The 16226-nt window shown below is 42.4% G+C and carries 19 protein-coding genes and 1 pseudogene; 4 read left to right on the top strand and 16 right to left on the bottom strand.

The features are described 5' to 3' along the window. Window positions 1-286: 286 nt before the first annotated feature. From MKX76_RS04635 to MKX76_RS04625, 3 genes are read right to left on the bottom strand one after another with little or no spacing between them, the layout of a single operon-like run. Entirely contained in the window at window positions 287-619 is a 333-nt protein-coding gene (locus MKX76_RS04635; protein ID WP_028407249.1) for a DUF4176 domain-containing protein, read from the bottom strand. A gap of 29 nt (window positions 620-648) precedes the next feature. After that, a complete protein-coding gene (locus MKX76_RS04630; protein WP_007128513.1) occupies window positions 649-849 on the bottom strand; it encodes a hypothetical protein in 201 nt (66 codons plus the stop codon). A gap of 17 nt (window positions 850-866) precedes the next feature. Beyond that, entirely contained in the window at window positions 867-1751 is an 885-nt protein-coding gene (locus MKX76_RS04625) for a WXG100 family type VII secretion target (RefSeq protein WP_341033101.1), read from the bottom strand. Window positions 1752-2286: 535 nt separating this feature from the next. Here MKX76_RS04625 and MKX76_RS04620 point away from each other — a divergent pair. Then, window positions 2287-3177: a hypothetical protein gene (locus MKX76_RS04620; protein ID WP_341033100.1), complete on the top strand. Its 891-nt coding sequence runs from the start codon at window positions 2287-2289 to the stop codon at window positions 3175-3177. 114 nt (window positions 3178-3291) lie between these two features. Here MKX76_RS04620 and MKX76_RS04615 read toward each other — a convergent pair whose 3' ends face one another. From MKX76_RS04615 to MKX76_RS04605, 3 genes are all read right to left on the bottom strand, one after another. Beyond that, complete coding sequence (locus MKX76_RS04615) at window positions 3292-3621, bottom strand: hypothetical protein (protein ID WP_007128516.1); 330 nt, start codon at window positions 3619-3621, stop codon at window positions 3292-3294. Between the two features lie 104 nt (window positions 3622-3725). Beyond that, window positions 3726-4811: a peroxiredoxin family protein gene (locus MKX76_RS04610; protein WP_341033099.1), complete on the bottom strand. Its 1086-nt coding sequence runs from the start codon at window positions 4809-4811 to the stop codon at window positions 3726-3728. Window positions 4812-5212: 401 nt separating this feature from the next. Beyond that, window positions 5213-5731 (bottom strand): GNAT family N-acetyltransferase, encoded by a 519-nt coding sequence (locus tag MKX76_RS04605; RefSeq protein ID WP_028407252.1) that lies wholly within the window; start codon window positions 5729-5731, stop codon window positions 5213-5215. A gap of 298 nt (window positions 5732-6029) precedes the next feature. Between MKX76_RS04605 and MKX76_RS04600 the strand changes: the two genes are divergently transcribed. Beyond that, complete coding sequence (locus tag MKX76_RS04600; protein ID WP_341033098.1) at window positions 6030-6824, top strand: helix-turn-helix domain-containing protein; 795 nt, start codon at window positions 6030-6032, stop codon at window positions 6822-6824. A gap of 354 nt (window positions 6825-7178) precedes the next feature. Here MKX76_RS04600 and MKX76_RS04595 read toward each other — a convergent pair whose 3' ends face one another. The 3 genes from MKX76_RS04595 to MKX76_RS04585 form a co-directional block, all read right to left on the bottom strand. After that, the gene (locus MKX76_RS04595) at window positions 7179-8240 is read right to left on the bottom strand and encodes a hypothetical protein (RefSeq protein WP_341033097.1); all 1062 of its coding nucleotides are present in this window, start codon (window positions 8238-8240) and stop codon (window positions 7179-7181) included. A 241-nt stretch (window positions 8241-8481) separates the two neighbouring features. Continuing rightward, window positions 8482-8748 carry a helix-turn-helix domain-containing protein gene (locus MKX76_RS04590; protein ID WP_341033096.1) on the bottom strand — a complete coding sequence of 89 codons (267 nt, stop codon included), beginning with the start codon at window positions 8746-8748 and terminating at the stop codon, window positions 8482-8484. Continuing rightward, complete coding sequence (locus tag MKX76_RS04585; protein ID WP_341033095.1) at window positions 8715-9038, bottom strand: sigma factor-like helix-turn-helix DNA-binding protein; 324 nt, start codon at window positions 9036-9038, stop codon at window positions 8715-8717. Before MKX76_RS04585 ends, MKX76_RS04590 begins: the two co-directional genes overlap by 34 nt. A 571-nt stretch (window positions 9039-9609) precedes the next feature. Between MKX76_RS04585 and MKX76_RS04580 the strand changes: the two genes are divergently transcribed. Further along, entirely contained in the window at window positions 9610-9975 is a 366-nt protein-coding gene (locus tag MKX76_RS04580) for a hypothetical protein (protein ID WP_341033094.1), read from the top strand. An 81-nt stretch (window positions 9976-10056) separates the two neighbouring features. Here MKX76_RS04580 and MKX76_RS04575 read toward each other — a convergent pair whose 3' ends face one another. From MKX76_RS04575 to MKX76_RS04565, 4 genes and pseudogenes are all read right to left on the bottom strand, one after another. Then, window positions 10057-10557 (bottom strand): phosphodiester glycosidase family protein, encoded by a 501-nt coding sequence (locus MKX76_RS04575; RefSeq protein ID WP_341033092.1) that lies wholly within the window; start codon window positions 10555-10557, stop codon window positions 10057-10059. Between the two features lie 372 nt (window positions 10558-10929). After that, window positions 10930-11541: a DUF3885 domain-containing protein gene (locus tag MKX76_RS04570; RefSeq protein ID WP_341033091.1), complete on the bottom strand. Its 612-nt coding sequence runs from the start codon at window positions 11539-11541 to the stop codon at window positions 10930-10932. A gap of 276 nt (window positions 11542-11817) precedes the next feature. After that, a pseudogene (locus MKX76_RS29735) lies at window positions 11818-12147 on the bottom strand (RHS repeat-associated core domain-containing protein); the annotation flags it as partial. 12 nt (window positions 12148-12159) lie between these two features. Then, window positions 12160-13041, bottom strand: coding sequence for a hypothetical protein (locus MKX76_RS04565; RefSeq protein ID WP_341033090.1), 882 nt, complete (start codon window positions 13039-13041; stop codon window positions 12160-12162). A gap of 46 nt (window positions 13042-13087) precedes the next feature. Here MKX76_RS04565 and MKX76_RS04560 point away from each other — a divergent pair, with 46 nt between their 5' ends. Next, window positions 13088-14338, top strand: coding sequence for a hypothetical protein (locus MKX76_RS04560; RefSeq protein ID WP_341033088.1), 1251 nt, complete (start codon window positions 13088-13090; stop codon window positions 14336-14338). Here the strand turns inward: MKX76_RS04560 and MKX76_RS04555 are convergent. From MKX76_RS04555 to MKX76_RS04550, 3 genes are all read right to left on the bottom strand, one after another. Next, complete coding sequence (locus tag MKX76_RS04555; protein ID WP_341033086.1) at window positions 14293-15252, bottom strand: DUF6531 domain-containing protein; 960 nt, start codon at window positions 15250-15252, stop codon at window positions 14293-14295. The two genes, MKX76_RS04560 and MKX76_RS04555, sit on opposite strands and share 46 nt — an antisense overlap. Then, window positions 15165-15524: a DNRLRE domain-containing protein gene (locus MKX76_RS29730; RefSeq protein WP_445669834.1), complete on the bottom strand. Its 360-nt coding sequence runs from the start codon at window positions 15522-15524 to the stop codon at window positions 15165-15167. The genes MKX76_RS04555 and MKX76_RS29730 overlap by 88 nt, the downstream gene beginning before the upstream one ends. A gap of 431 nt (window positions 15525-15955) precedes the next feature. After that, window positions 15956-16135 (bottom strand): small acid-soluble spore protein H, encoded by a 180-nt coding sequence (locus tag MKX76_RS04550; RefSeq protein WP_007128519.1) that lies wholly within the window; start codon window positions 16133-16135, stop codon window positions 15956-15958. Window positions 16136-16226 lie beyond the last annotated feature (91 nt).

The raw sequence follows: 16226 nt of genomic DNA, 5'->3' as shown, positions 1-16226 counted from the left end.
TGTTTGTTTTTGAATAGTTTGTTTTCAAAAATAAACAAAGATTTTTGTTTTGTTTTTTTGTGAAATTTTCTGAAAAAGCAATAAACCCAAATCCACACCTGCCTAATCCACCTGCCCCCTAAGTCAACATTCAGCACCCATTCAAAAATCAATCCGAATATGCGGAACAGCCGCTTTATAAAAGACGCAACTTATAAAAACGGAGCTTTAAAAAAATACAAAAAGCTGCCCGCACGCATCCTTTATGCGCACAGACAGCTCTTCGTCGGGCCGATTCGTTCGATTCTTATTTATCCTGCCCCGCCGCCGCAGCTGCAGCAGCTTGGTCCGCCTTCTCGATCCCCTCCAGCAAAGCGTCCCGGAAGGCAATTTCCTCATCATTGATATAGCCCGTAAAGACGACTTCGGAAATATCCTTATGGTTAAAAAAGATATTGGAATCCTTCGTCAGATTGCCATGCGGGTAGAAGCAGGCAACATAATCCCAACGCTTCAGCGTCTTCGAGTCGTTCTGCATTCTTCCGTAAATCATCAGCGTCTGATCCCAATCTTTGAATTTGACAACCGATCCGATCGGAAGCAAATGTTTCTCTCCTTGCCCCTGATGCTCTTGATTCATTCGCTGATCCATTTGCGTTTCCATGATCATCAACCCTTCATTAATCTACTGCCTATTTTATATACGACAAATACGACAAGAGGAACTCCTAGGAGATAGGAAATACAGATTACGGCTTTCTCTGCTGCCGCATAATCGGTCTCGAGCAGGTTCGGAATCACCGTGCCCAATATGCCGACAATGGCAATGACGATCATTATGTATTTAAAACGCTGCTGTTTACCGCTCATTGTACGGCACTCCTCCCTTACTTGACGGATATGGAACCCCCGACTCCGACGAGGCTGGCTCCCGGACCCAGCGGTATATGGAATTTCAAGCCGCTTTTCCCGACCTCTGCCGACGCTCCGACCGTACCGAGCGAAGCGGACCCGCCGATATGGAGCTCTCTGTCCGTGAAAGGCAGCGGAATTTTGAACCCGCCTTCGTATTTGTTCAGCGTTGCTTCGGCACCTAGACTCAGCGTGCCGTCCTTCACCGATGCCTCCAGCTCGCCCTTCACCAGGCTGACGGAGCCTTGCACGTAATCGTTCTCATAACCGGCTTCCACCACGGCGCCGCTGGCACTTGCGCCTTCGGTTAAATTCGCGCTTGCGCTGCCGGTAATCGCTTTGGTATACAGACCATTCTCTTCATTTTTAACGACGCTGCCTTCCGCCTCTACGCCTTTGAGCGCCTTATCCAGTAAGTCCTCTGCACTGGCAGTCTGGACGCCTGCCGGTTTGCCGTTCGCAGCTGCCGTCATGCCGAGAGCTCCAGATCCTGCCGATCCCGCTAACGCTGCTGCCCCGGCTGCTCCTGCAGTGCCTGCCAGGATTCCTGCTCCAACTCCTCCGGCAGGAACAGCTCCCGCTCCGTTGATCATTTCGTCCGTTGTCCGGAACTTCACCGAGATTTGCTTCAGATCCGTCGAGATCGTCTGAAGGCATTCGAGATATTTGTTCATGGTAGCTCTAGCCTGTTGATAATCCCCGTAGAACCGTTCCCGGGTCATTCCTTCCCACTGGCTCTCCATCTCAAGAATGCTTCGCGATAGACGATCGACAATCTCCCGACTCTGTTGTCCGGACTGCGCGAACTGGGTTGAGACCTGTTCCAGCTGTTCGGGTGTAATCAAAATTCGATTGGACATAAACGATATAACGCCCCTTCTGTCTGTCATTTCATTCAAGTTTGGTGTTCCTATTCTACCGGCATGATTGGAACCCGCGGGATACCCCCATCAACCATTAACCGATTCCCCAAACGATTAACCACATTTTTCAATTTTAGTCTGAAATCAGGGGATGGGCAATAAAACAAAGGGGCCAATTATACCATTTTCAAATCTAGGAAACTCGGTCCTAGCCGCTAGGGCCTCCTTCTGCTCATCCCCTACGCATGTCCTTAATCCTATGCGAAAAATCGTGCCCTAGGAAAGGTTCTCTGCTAACTGCCTATGACGTTACAGCCTCAAGTCCTAGGATGTGATGTGGCCCGGCCCGGGTACATGCTGCTATTGCTTGTGAGTTAGAGCCTGCCGGTTTAGTTGATCAAGGAGCTCCCCATCCAAAGTCGGGGATGAAATCCGCCCTGCGAACGGCAGAACATCCCTCTCCGGACGGTTAAAGAACAGGTCTCTTCTCTTGTAAATTTGAGAAAGTCTAATGGAGAGGGTGTTGTTGAACATGAATCACAGGATTCAAGAAGGGCCGACGCATATTGCAGATATTTTTAAACAGGAAAAATCGTTGATCGTCGCAGGACTGCTCGGATTTCTGCTGGCGGGGATATGCGGGATCTGGGTACTGATATACGGGGGACCGGTCGCACCGGAAGGGAATATTGGAAAAGCATTCTCGTTTAATGCCGCGCTCGGGATATTTCTGCTTTCGACCGCAGCGATCCTCCCTTTCTCGGGTATGGGAACCAGGTCCAAGGCTTGGTTTCGCTGGAGTTATATTCTGCTCGCGCTTTATTCCTATTTCGCGGAAACCGTTCAAAACTTCAGGGGCGTCGATCCCCGGTTCGTTCGGAACGGGACGGTCTTCGATGAGGCCGTTTCCAATATATTCGTACTGGTTGCGCTGCTGCTTGTCCTCTTTTATGTCATCATCGCCGTTCAATATTTTCGCAGACGGGTGCTCAACGCCAATCCGGAAATCGTGCTCGGCGTACGCTATGCCATGATCGCCGTCATCATCTCGTTTGCTGCAGGAATCTGGATCTCCGTCAACACCGGACGCTTCACCGGAGCAGGCGGCAATATTATCTGGCTCCACGGATTCGGGTTTCACGCCCTGCAGGTCGTTCCGTTTGCAGCATGGCTGTCCATGATTACACTCAATCCGGCATCAAGGTTCATCGTTATCCATCTGACCGGAATTTCCTACCTGCTCGGCCTCATGGCAATCGGATGGCAAACGCTTCTCGGTTACACGCTGTTCGAGTGGTCGGCCATTCCCATTGGGGCAGCATTCTTCTTCCTGGTAGCATTCATTCTTTCGGCCTGGATGGTAGGCCAAGCTTATGTACAGCACGCCAATCAACGAATCAACCGTTCATCGCATGGCCGGTGATCTTTCGCCGGGATACGAAAGAAGACAGGGCAAGCCGCGCTTACGCCCCGTCTTCTTCCATCTCCTTTGTTTAGGAGATCATTCTTTTTCCAACCGAACTCCTGCTGCAGCCTGCTAAATGAATAAAAACGGGATCAGGAACAACAGGGCGATTGCTTCCCATGCAAGAACGTTGCCGAAGCCATAGCCGTAGCCGCCGTAACCCCACGGCCCAAACGCAGACGTTTGTGCGCCAGCCTTTTTGGATTTCGCAGCTTTCTTTCCTTTTTTCCCTTTTACAGACAAAATCGAAGCTGAAGGATTCGAGGCATACTCAAGCTCAAGTCCGTGATCATGAACGCCTCGGATCGTGCCTACAACTTCAGTTCCGTCATACAGGACCGCGCATACTTGTTTACCAATGTATCCCCGGCATACATCAGCCGAAACCGGTATTTGCTGCACTCGACTTTCCCCCTCCCCAGCGTTTGTGTATTATATTCTTCCTGGAGAGTGTGCGGCAGTGATAGGTGTCCTGGACGTTAAAAATCCGCGATTTGCCCCTCGGTTCAAGACCCGCTTGCACGCCGGTAAGCCTTGACCATGAGCTCCTCGTTTATGGCTCCTTGGTACCTCCCCGAAACAACGCCGTTCGGCGTCAGCACATAGGTTGTCGGATAAGCAGTGATCTCGTACGTTCCGGTTACCGTTCCGTCTCGATCATACAACACGGGAAATGTGAGACCATTCGAGTCCACGAAGGATGCAGCGTCCTCCATGCTGCCTTCAAGATGCGTCATATTTACGGCTAGAATAACGACGTCTTCTGCTTTATGCCCATTATAAAAATCCTCCATGTAGGGCATTTCCGCTTTACACGGCGGGCACCAGGAAGCCCAGAAATTAAGGAGGACCGTACGGCCGCGGTAATCCGACAGCCGGACCTCCTGTCCGTCTACTGTCCGCAACGCAAAATCAGGCGCACGTTTCCCCGGCTTGAGGCCTTCGGCGATTCCATCGGCATCGTCCGTTAGTGCAGGACGGTCACCCGTCGAGCCGTTGACGGAGTCGTTCAGGTGATTATATACCGCCCACACAAGCAAAGAGCCGATCACAAGCATAACCGCTCCGTTCCTGCCTAGACCGAATGTCAACCATTGCGGTAAGGGAGAATCAAATGTTAACCAGGCGGAGCTCAACAGAACGATAAGCAGAAGCATCACCAGTAGCTGCCCGGCCCCGATCGGACGGTCCGTGATCAGCCCATCGAGCAGTATATAAACAAAGCCGCCAGCCAGTGCGGCCATGAGGAAGGACTTGATTAACAGCGACCCCAGTGATCTCATCTTATTCCACCGAACGAGGACGTAGATGCCAGCTGCAAGGCTCCCAAGCCCTATTCCGCGCACTCCGCCGGTCATATAAATTAGAGACAAGGGGTGGCGGAGCGTACGCACCGGGTCCCAAATGAGCATACCGAATTTCCATACGGCGAAGCCGATCAGCAGCGAATAAACGTAAGTATCAAGCAGCCAATCCCTATGCTCAAGACGATGTAACCGGACGCGGAGCGTCATATACCCTGCCATGGCAACGATCAGGAATACGGCAATATCCGCCCGGATCATAAACGGGCCAATCGGAATGACAGTCACTGGGGAACCTCCTTGCAATGTTCTGAGATGATAGCTGTTGCGTAGGGCAAATCATTTATGTAGAGGAACTTTTTATATACAGCAACCATTTATGAAGGGCAGTAATTGATCAAAGTGACCCATTTTAGAGTAACCAATTAAGAGTAATCATGAAAAGAGTGACCGTGAAAATGACCGTGCAATGACCGTGAAGAGTGTATCCGTGAAAATGAAAAGAGTGGCCGTGAATAGAGAATCGTTAGTTGACAGTTCCATGGATGAAGCGCTCACTCGGCGCTAGATGACTCGATCCAAGGAGCATATTGACGTATCTTTCAACTCATTACCCCGTGGGGTATATCATCTATCTTATTGCATTCATGCTTAGATGTAAACACTCCGATTTCGGCTCAGACCTTCCGTTACGGTAGCTGCTCGATAGAATCCCATTTTAAAGCAAATTCCGTATACGTCTTTCCGCCAATTTCGATCTCCTTCCGCTTGATTTCACGCCCGCCCATACGCTGGTAGAATGCCAAAGCAGAATTTCCCTCAAGAACCCATACCATCAAGGTAGTAAATCCTTTGGAGCGCAAAAATTCCTTCATTCTTGCGAACAGTCGTCTCCCCCATCCCTGACCTTGAATCTCCTTCAGTAAATAGACTGCATAGACCTCGCCTTCATGCGGCAGCTTGTCCTCACGCTCCCTCCCGTACGTCAGGAAGCCGTAGATGGTTCCCTGATCATCGGCAACAACCAAGAGCTCCTCGTCATCCCGAAGGTTGCCGATTTTCCAGCGCCATCTCTCCTCCCGGTCCGAGACCGACAGCGAATTCAAGTACGCGTCATCAACAATCCCCCGGTATGTCGTCTTCCAGCTGTTCACATGCACGCTTGCGATGCCTTCTGCATCGGCTTCAACTGCAGTTCTGATATACATTGAATTACCTCCCCATTCTTTACATAAGTCCCTTTTCGGGACTTGCTCCGCTTTTGGAGCTCCTTTTGGCCAGGACAAGTCCCTTTTCGGGACTTGCGCCGCGCTTGGAGCTCCTTTTGGCTCGTACAAGTCCCTAAAGGAACATTCTCGAATGACTGCCATCATTCCTGTTCTTTCATTTCAGAACATTCTATAGTAAACATAAAAAAAGCTAGAGAAGATTTACATACCTGAAGAAGAAATAAAGCGATTTACACTCGATAAACATGGGCAGCCTATCCCCTATGTGGATGGTCACATGACTATCATTAGTAATTATATTTGGGATTACTGGGGTCATTTTTTTTCTGCCGAAGGAGTCGCGCTGTATGGCCATCTTAAGCGCTATTGCTATGGAGACAAAGACTATTGCTGGCCCGATATAAACCTCATCTCACAAAAGATGAATAAGAGCCGAAACACAGTGAAAAAAATTCTTGCTAACCTTGAGAAATATGGTTTTGTACTTGTTTTTAATGTTCTAAATGCGGATAAGAACAACATGGAAGAAAGTCCATTATTTAAAATTCGAAAGAAAGTCCCTTTCCTTCCTATGGAACTTTATGAGCAGCTCCCAACTGAGCTTAAGATTGACCACGATCGTTATATGCAGGGCATCGTCGAACAATTTGATCAGATTCTAAATTTGGATCCATCAATAGATTATAGCGAGGTTTATGAGGATGTCATCAGTAAAGGGACTGTTGTCCGTAAAACTAAGACTCCACTCGAGCTGGATAAAGAGCTTCGAAACAAGATTAAGGTTTTGGATAGAGAGATCACAGAGCAGGACCGAACCGTTTGGGATATGGCACTGACTAAATTCAAAAAGAAAGTATCGGCACCTTCTTTTAATACGTGGTTTAAAGGTACATTTTGTATTAAACGTGAGCAGACATTTACCATATATACACCGAGTAATTTTGTATCAGAATGGCTTGAAACTAGATATGATAAGATGATTAGAGAAGTTTTAACACAAATTGGATCGCAATTTGATCATATTAAATATGACTATCTAAGTTATCAAAGAGAAATCGAGAGAGGAACTTAAATAGGAATTCAATATATAAAAAGGCAGCCGATCACAACGACCGGCTGCCTTTTTAATTTTTATTTATCTATCGTTTTCAGTTTGAACAAAGACCCATCGTCCTAACTATAAAAAGAGTTAGGGGTTTGCTAACAATTATCTTTTGCTATTAAGTTTATCAACTATTATATTCGAGAATATTAGTGATACAAGAATAGAGAGAACAATATAAATGACATCGAACAAGTTTTGATAAAGTCGATTGCCAAAATTAAAGAGATCAGAAATAAAGTACTTACCAGCAATATACAAAATTAAAAAAAGAGGAATAAAGATAAGCACTTTGGCAAATAATTTCATGCTGCACACCACACCTTATTTTACTAAGTAGTCTGTAATCTCTGGAGCTCTAGTGTTAGATGTTGCCTCTTGAATGAAATCTAAAGATTCAAACTCTGAAGCCTCTGTTACAACAGTTAGTTTTAGTTTGAGAACGTCACCTTCTGCGTATTCCTTTGTCAAATCACCATTGAACGCCCATCTTACCAAAGTATCATCTTTACCTTTGAATCCAATTATCGTGCTGTTGGTTTGGGTGTCATATTCGATGGATTGAATCGAGTCATCCAGAGTGAGTTTGTCCCCAACATTATAGTTTTTAAACTGATTGACATCTTTCTGTAGTACATTATCATATAACTGATTTTGAATGTCTATCATACTTAGGGACTTATTTTCATCAAACTTTTGACTGCTCTTATGATCAGTCGAAGGGATGAAGTAATAAGAACCGTTAATTTTTTTGGCCTTAATCTGGTCTCCTGCTGCATTTTCTAGTGTATGAATCTGTGTAGCACTTGAAGTTCCGATTCCTCCATACGCTTTATCCCATACATTTAACCAAAGATCCCACTTCATTTTATCTTCATCGACCCACCGAACAGTGTAATAACCGTGATGATTGGCTGTGTACATGATGTGCTGCTGATGTGTTGCTGTTTTGCTAACAACATCTGTTCCTTTTTGTTCGTCAGTAATTATAATTGACAGTTTTTCTAGGTAGTTCAAAATGTTTGTTTCTGGCCAAGCATCTATTAATTGTCCAATTTCGTTGACGTAGACTTGGAATTTTGTCGATGCACCATATCCAGATCCCCCGTTATTGTTAAAGCCTATATCTCCAGTGCTTAAAGTTATTGCTTCAGCGGTAACCGATTTAGTGGCTTCACGATGAAATAGCCAAGTATTAGAAGCATATTTAATTATTTTGAAACCAGCACTGGCCCATGTACCTGGTTTAATTGCAGCTGGTTCAATAACTTGTGTTGAATTAGACGAATCAGGTTCCATAGACTCTGCATGCCCGTAATTCGCAAAGCCTCCGACAGATAATAAGCCTGCTAGTGCTGCTGTGACCATAATCTTGCTGTTCTTCATAATTATGTCCTCCTATTATGTAGTTGCCAATTTATCTTATTACTCCCAATGGGATAATGTAAATGTTTTCATATATAAAAGGTAAATTAGTATCAGATTCGACAATTTTTTACAAGTTCAAAGTACCTAAAGATATATCTGTTTAAATTTATAGAAAAATAGTTTTGTATTTGATATAAAAACAAAGAAAAAGAGATGAAGATGACCAAAGTAACGATGTATGAAAATGTATTTAGTCAGATTACAGAGAATACATATCCGTTCCCAAATGATCAAACGCTGATGCTACTAAGTGATTTTCGGATAGAATGTATTCCAACAACTCCGTAATAATATGCGACAACGCATCCTCTCTTGGTATACGGATCGTCCTGCTGATATTCTCGATATCCCCCTGAAATAACTCAATGATTCGTAGCATTGCCTCTGAGTCTTTTTGTTTAGCTGCTTGAAATAGCATCAAAAATTCATGGTCTATGATAATTGTTGAATCATTTTTTTCTTCCATTTACTCACCGCCTGCTGACTTATATGTAACTGCGCCGCCACCTCGGCTTCTGTTAATTCTTCGATGTAAAGTCTATGAATAATGTTTCTCCCTTTTTCGGGCAGTGTTAAAAGAAGATCCTGCACAAAAATTCGGTTATCGATTGTATCGGAAGTATGATGTTGTACAGAGACGTTATCGAACAAAGAAAATTCATGTTGACGTATTCTTCTGTTTCGATATTGCAATTGCCATCCTATCCGATATACCTCCTTGCGGAAACGCTCAATCATTATTGATTGGCTGTCCATAAATCCCCCTCCCTCTTGTTCTGCTTCTATTAATATAGGAGTTTTTTGGACATATTTTACAACCGGAATAAGAACATCTGTTCCGAAGTGGATATGCAAGCTACAGATATCATTTCGCTGGTCACAAATGTCGGTTTTCCGGTTACACTTTGCTTTATTTTGATACGTTATGTTTTGCAGACTATTGGTGAGAAGTTGGATTGCTTAGATCAATCGTTGTCACGGCTTGCACAAGCAATTCAATCTGTATAGGAGAAGAACGGAGAATAGAAGTTATTTTATTGGATGAGCTCCTTCAAGTGCTCAAATCCGGGAAAGCTCCTTCGCTCAAAAAGCAGCCACGATTCGTGGCTGCTTTTTGATGGTATGTAACCCTTTAGATGCCTAAAAACGTCATATTAATAAGGGGAGGATGTGGAAACTACAAAGTAGGCAAGGTATACTTTTTATGATTGGAGGTTCATCATGAAAAAAGTCTTTATTATATTTAATAGCAGTCGCCCTAATCGTTGTTGGTTGTAGTTCCAATAAAAATACAAATCCATCCATAAAAGACGATGCTCAAAATGACGTGACAAATACAACGACTTATCTGAATGAAGAAGACTATATGGGTGAGGAGCAGGAAATTGTTCAAGTGTTAAATCGCTACTTAACCATTTTTGCTGAAAATAATGTAACAGCATATGGCGAGTTATATGTAGACCCTAAGTCTATGGAGAATCATGATGATCTAGGCAAAGAGGTTATCGAAATAACTAACCTTGATTTCAATCCGGATGTTAGTGATCTGGACGTGGGAGCAAATGATAAAGTTGTTGAAGTAAGTAAAAAGCAAAAAGTCCCGCGTGGCGACTCTAATATTGTTGAAGACAAACAAATGTTCTGCTTCACCGAGACGAATGAAGGATGGAAAATCAATTGGATCAGCGACTGAAGCATTAAGCTGCAACCAAAAAAAGCAAGCTTTAAGGCGTATGCCCTAAAGCTTGCTTTTCAATTTTAATGATCACTTGGATTAAAATCCTTTACCTGTGAGCCAAGTTGTTGGGTTTACGGTGACCATGGAATATACGGATCGGTTAGGGTCTGGTTTAGGTTCCCACTGTCCCACGGTACTGGAATCTACACGGTATCTGATTTGTGAAGAACCACCACCATCGAGCGCAACCCCTGTTGTAGCTCCGTATGAGCGTAAAAATTCACGTACATCCCACAGAGTTGCATCTTTCATCGTTAGAAGGATAATGGTCGAACGACCGTTTAGTGCAGCAAACGCGATTGCCGTTCGTCCAGTCTGACTACTCGAACCGATGTTGGCGGCGAACTCTGGAGAAGCATTAATGGCATTATAATACTGAGTACTCGAGTAGTTTTGAGTAAGATGTAGGCTAATACCACCAATAGCCCATTTTACACTTTTCGCATTACTGGTACCAACGCCAGGATAATCGGTGAAACTTTTGACAACTCTATTATCCAGTGCCAGTCCACCTTCACGAGGATTAAAGTGATACATTACGCCCCGTCTTGTAGGCTGTGATACGCCAATCTACCAGAGCATCGGCCGTTTGAGTTCCCCCGCTTTTTACAGCCACACCATTGTTGACAGCTACACCAAGAAGATTCCCAGTAGTAGAGTTAAAGAATGTTCCGTTAATACCAAACTTACCAGAATCAAGGACGCTACCGTTGATCTTCTCTACAGCAACACTGATAGGGGTAAGTTCAGAATAGCGACTTCTTTTATACTCTTGATTCTAGAAGAACTGCCGCCTATGTTTCGTTTTTTATCTATCTATCGGTTTAGTTGATATTAGTTTCTAACGCGCTACAAGTAGCAACCCATTTAAAATACGTTAATGTGGCTTTCGCCATCATGAAAATTCATTTACGATAGCTTCTCATCAATTTCGATTCTATCATATTGCAAAATCCAGTTATTAAAATCCTTGTAAACCCCTTGTAACCCTTGCTTTGTTGTGGAGATAACATCACAACCTCTATCATCATAAATTTGTAATATTACTTCACGATTGATATTAACAAAAAATATATCATGTTTTATGATGGGTTTGATCCCCATATCCCTATTGCATATCGCTTTGATTAGATTGAGGTATTTTACATCAGAAACCTTACATTTTAAGCAAAAAGTTTTATATTTCAGATCATATTCACTATCATAATCATCAGTGAAAGACAACTTTTTTAGTAATTCTTTCGTTTTAACGTACTTTTTAAAAAAATTTACTTTTTGTATTTTTATGCTATCTTCATTGAGTACATATGCACATAAATAAATCTCATCATTCAACGGGAATAAATGCTTGAAAACGCTCACTGCTCGTAAATAAACTTGATTCATATAAAGGTCATGATCAATATCATTCATTGTTGGGTCACCTAATTCAAAACGAATTCCGTACGACCAAGAGTTAAATATACCTGTACGGAGGCTTAGTCCAGGAAACCTTTCATTTAAATAGTTCTGAATAGACATATGTTCCTCCTCGTAGTTAATTCTTTTTTATATCCAGGCATGGTAAGTTTTGTTTATACCAACCATGCCTTTCTTATATAAGTTATTTGCTTATTATTTTCCCATTCCCATCTAGAGATCTTTGTCGTTTATCCTTCGCATCTTTCAATTTCCATTTTTTACCTGCTTGTCCGGCCGTATCTTTTTCAATGGACCAACCCGTTTTCTTGTTTGTATACTTTTTCTTTCCTTTTGCAGGCTCAGTAAACTGGCCTAGATCTACATGATCTTTATCTTTTAATAGTTTTTTGGGATACCATCACTTAAAGATGCTCTGGGTTTAGTGGCCCACTGGAATCCCTTATATATCCCATATCCAAGTAGAATTCCACCAGCTACTATATTTCCAATTGGTAAAGGTCCGTCTGCGGCCGCAGCAACACCAGCTGTCCCAAATACACCACTTACAGAAGATCCACTTGGATCAGTATACATTACAGGATTGTTATTTGAATAAGTAAATTGATTTAAACTTAAAGGAACATAATTAATTCCAAAATATTTATCTTTTATAATAAATCTTCCGAGGCTGGCATTATAATATCTGGAAGTTAAATAATATAATCCTGTAGACTCATCCTATCTATACCCAGCATAACGATAAGGATTCTTATCAGCTAAGACTCCATCTTTCGCCAAAATGTTACCCCATGCATCATATTCATATGATGCAACAACCAAACCGTTATGATCTGTCATGCTAACGACATCGCCATGGCCATTCAGATGGTAATAATATGTCTGGCCATCTACCGTCATTGCAACCGGATTACCTGCATTGTCCCAAGTATATTCAACTGTGAAATTATTGTTACCGTCGGTTTCGTATAATACGTGATCGCCGTCGTAAAAATAGTTGGTTATCCCGTCTGCAGTCTGGGTCTGAATCCGTCTTCCTTGCTCATCGTAGCTTGCTTTAAATAGGAATTGCTCCTCCGCTTGCTTGACTTCAATTAGTTGATCAAATACATCATAGATGTACTTGTGTTGCCCGTCATTAACCAGATTGCCATTGAAGTCATAACTGTATGTCTGTTCATCGACAGATTCTAAATGATTCCCTTCGTTATACGAGTAGTTGGTTGTATTCGTTTGAGTCCCTTTTGTAACGGACTTTTGTATTCGATTTCCTACTTTATCATAATCGTAAGTGACTTCAGTGCCATCAGTCAGCACTTCCTTAGTCAGTTGGTCTCGTTCATCGTAGGTGTAAGAAACGGCCCCTTTACCTGTTTGGATCCTAGAGATATTACCATTGCCATCATACGTAAAGCTTTGCTGGCTAATTAGTTGATCACTAGCCGTATAGTTTCCGAATGACTGTAATCGATTCCCGGTGTCATACAAAGCTCTCGTAAAGAGGCCATTTCCGCGAATAGTTTTTGTTAAGGCACCGACTGCGTTATATTCATAAGACACAAGGGTTTGATTGTTTTTCTTAACGCTAACAACTTGATCCAACTCATTATAGACATACTGGAGATTAGAGCTTAATGATGTTCCAGCAGTGAAAGTTAATGTCTCGAGCAGATTATTTGGAACTTATGTTTCACCTGCAGGGAAATATCTAACTTTAACCAAAGTAAAAAACTCTTACGGAGCCACTATTGGTTATGATTTGACTGATAAACATGGTTATAAATTGCATTTTAAAACAGTTTCAAATGATGAACATGTCAGCATAATTAAAGCTAGAGTTAGTTATGAAATGGATCTTCATGAGAATAAAATCACATATCAGTACGATTCGAATGGAAACCTGACGAGCATTACAGATCCATCAGGACGTATAATCACTTTTAATTATGATGCTAGTGGTTTAGTGGATTATTCTGTCTTGGAAGGTCGTAAAACAGATTATACCTATCAGAATGGGAAACTGATTGCAGTAGATCAATATAGCAGTGATGGCACTTACAGTCGCACACAGTTTCAATATAGCAGCAATTATATAAAAACTGTTATTGATCCAAATAGTCGTACAACAACGTACACGTACAATGCAGAGCTGCTGGAAAAAATACAAGAACCAGTTACGGATGGATCGGGACAAGATTTAGAAACAAGACCCGGTACAACATACAGCTATAATCTAACTGCTCATACAGCATCCGTTACAGATCCAAACGGAAATACGACGAATTACATGCTCGACTCTAATTATGCGGCGAAAGCCATTACGGATGCTCAAGGATATAATTCGCAATACACTTTTGACAGCAATTATAATCTCACCGAGATAATTGATCCGAAAACAAAGAGTGTAAGACGAACATTTGACGCAAACGGAAATATGCTCTCTGAAACTGATGAAGAAGGAAACGTTTCAAGTTATACGTATAATCAGTTTAATCATGTTTTAACGGCTAAGGATCCAAAAAATAACGTAACAACATATTCTTATACAGCATACGGCGATGTTGAAACCATAACTGATGCCAAACAACAAGTTACATCTTACGCCTATGATAACTACGGAAATCTGATGAAAGTGACCTATCCTGACAATTCAGTTGTATTGTATAGCTATGATGAAAAAGGTAACTATGTTCAGATGATAACAGACGCTGCAAACAATACGACCACAACAATTACGGATAGCGTTGGTAATGTCATAAGTAGAACGGACAGTAATGGAAGTACGACGTCATATCAATATGATAAGCTGAATCATTTGGAACAAGTTTCAGAAGCAGATGGAATTATAACAAGTTATAAATATGATCTTGCAGGGAATTTAGTCGAATCATATTCATAATTTTTTATGTTTCCACGGTCTGTTTCACTTTCAACTTGATCGTCATCCGTATAAGTAAATTGATGATCATTATTAATGGAAATCAGGTTGCCATTTGGATCATAAATATATGTCCATTGAACCCCGTCTGCAATAATCGATTTTACCTGGTTTAGTTTGTTATAGGAAGTTGAAATAGTGTTACCATTAGGTGTTTTTGTCTGGATCAGATTTCCATTATTATCGTACGTATACTTTGATATTTTTCCAAGAGCGTTGGTTTCTTTAATTAATTGATTTAGACCATTATAAACATAGCTATCGACCGCATTATTTGCATTTTTTGAAACAGAATTATATTGAAACTCATGTGTAGTACCATCACTATCTGTAAACAATACCTTACCAGTCTTATAGGCATCGATTATTGTCTCAGACCCGGTGTATGACCAACCATAACCAAATGGTGATGCCTCTACAGATTTTGAGTTATATGTTCGGATGAAATCAAGAGATACATTCCCTCTGCCGGTAAGTGAGTAATCTGTAAATTGAATCACATTATTACCGGTACCAAGATTTGTATAGCTATTCCCATTAGCTAAAGAGTGGCTATCAAATGTCCAATAATCTTCTAATCCAAGTCTACTAGCCGAGTAATAGGTTACACTGAGCAACGGCGTGTAAGTTGCGTTTGTTGTATCGTCACCAGAAATAAACTTTTTATAGCTGTTTGTTGTTTCTGCTGAGCTCTTGATCAAAAAACCTTTATTTGAACTAGGATCTTTAGCCCAGCTTTCAATTAAATTTGGAGATAAAGACCATTTGTAGTTTGCAAATAGTGAAGTCATTGGTCCAACAGGTGTTGTGGACATCTGCGAAGTAATGTAGTCTCCTCCCTGTTTTGTCCAAAGATTTGTAGCATCAACATCCAAGAGGCCGAGTATTCTGTCCATGGTTTGGTTATAGCGTGTAAAGTCACATTTATATCTGTATCATTCGATACTGATGCTAGCCAGAGATTTAAGTCAGCAGTCAACACATTTGCCCCTTGCGGGATAGAAGAGGTGTCAAACTGGATAAGTGACCGAATAATATTCGAACTTATTGCATCTTTGTAAAGACCAACCCCCAGTGTGGTATCAGTAGCGCCAGTCTGTTTTGGAAAAGAACTGCGGATATTGGTATCGGCCGTTACTTCTCTCAATTCTCTTTTGCCGGCCCCCCCAAAAGTTCTTAGATCTGACGGAATCCCCAATTTATTTTACGAAGTGATGCTTTCATGTACGCGATTATAGTCAGTCACAAACTACTTAAGTTACAAGAATCTATTGGAAATACGGTTTTTTGAGTTATGGGTACATTTTGAGTTATAGCAACTATAAAAGTTACGAGTTTTTAAATCGAATCACAGATATCGTGTAAACCATAGCTGCCTGCGTATATCAACTGCTATCTGCGTTACAGTCAGCATTCGACGATAACAAAAAGATGTCGGCGCACGGTTTTCATCCCGGGCACCGCCATCTTGTAGTTGCTAGTTTTTTTTAACTAGGCTGCTCCTCCGTCAAGTACACTGTCCTGATGATTTACAGTCTTAAACGGAAGCGCAACGCTTCGGGTTGTAAAGCTTTACAGCTATTGTTCGATCAACAGATCCAGTGGAACCTCCTGCTCGTTCTCCGGCTGGTCAAGTGGGAACACACGGGCGGTCTCACGATCCTCGTCCACATGCTGGATATAGATCGGGGTTCCGTTGAGGAGCACATTCGCCATAACCGGCGAAGCGGCAATTTCCTGGGCACGGTGTATATTCATGCTTGCACCTCCATATCAAGATTGGCAATGCTTAGTATTCTTTAATCTTCCCTGATTATTCCGTTCATTTTCTACAGCGTTCTCATTTACG

It is taken from the genome of Paenibacillus sp. FSL R5-0810 (assembly GCF_038002285.1).
Taxonomy (GTDB): Bacteria; Bacillota; Bacilli; order Paenibacillales; family Paenibacillaceae; genus Paenibacillus_AQ; species Paenibacillus_AQ lactis.
This window is presented reverse-complemented; position numbering and strand designations above follow the sequence as displayed.

Bases quoted from the DNA above. Each gene is read 5' to 3' on its own strand.
- MKX76_RS04620 (WP_341033100.1), top strand. From the start codon at position 2,287: ATGAATCACAGGATTCAAGAAGGGCCGACGCATATTGCAGATATTTTT.
- MKX76_RS04600 (WP_341033098.1), top strand. From the start codon at position 6,030: ATGACTATCATTAGTAATTATATTTGGGATTACTGGGGTCATTTTTTT.
- MKX76_RS04550 (WP_007128519.1), bottom strand. From the start codon at position 16,135: ATGAATATACACCGTGCCCAGGAAATTGCCGCTTCGCCGGTTATGGCG.
- MKX76_RS04585 (WP_341033095.1), bottom strand. From the start codon at position 9,038: ATGGACAGCCAATCAATAATGATTGAGCGTTTCCGCAAGGAGGTATAT.
- MKX76_RS04630 (WP_007128513.1), bottom strand. From the start codon at position 849: ATGAGCGGTAAACAGCAGCGTTTTAAATACATAATGATCGTCATTGCC.
- MKX76_RS04605 (WP_028407252.1), bottom strand. From the start codon at position 5,731: ATGTATATCAGAACTGCAGTTGAAGCCGATGCAGAAGGCATCGCAAGC.
- MKX76_RS04575 (WP_341033092.1), bottom strand. From the start codon at position 10,557: ATGTATCACTTTAATCCTCGTGAAGGTGGACTGGCACTGGATAATAGA.
- MKX76_RS04570 (WP_341033091.1), bottom strand. From the start codon at position 11,541: ATGTCTATTCAGAACTATTTAAATGAAAGGTTTCCTGGACTAAGCCTC.
- MKX76_RS04590 (WP_341033096.1), bottom strand. From the start codon at position 8,748: ATGGAAGAAAAAAATGATTCAACAATTATCATAGACCATGAATTTTTG.
- MKX76_RS04595 (WP_341033097.1), bottom strand. From the start codon at position 8,240: ATGAAGAACAGCAAGATTATGGTCACAGCAGCACTAGCAGGCTTATTA.
- MKX76_RS04635 (WP_028407249.1), bottom strand. From the start codon at position 619: ATGAATCAAGAGCATCAGGGGCAAGGAGAGAAACATTTGCTTCCGATC.
- MKX76_RS04625 (WP_341033101.1), bottom strand. From the start codon at position 1,751: ATGTCCAATCGAATTTTGATTACACCCGAACAGCTGGAACAGGTCTCA.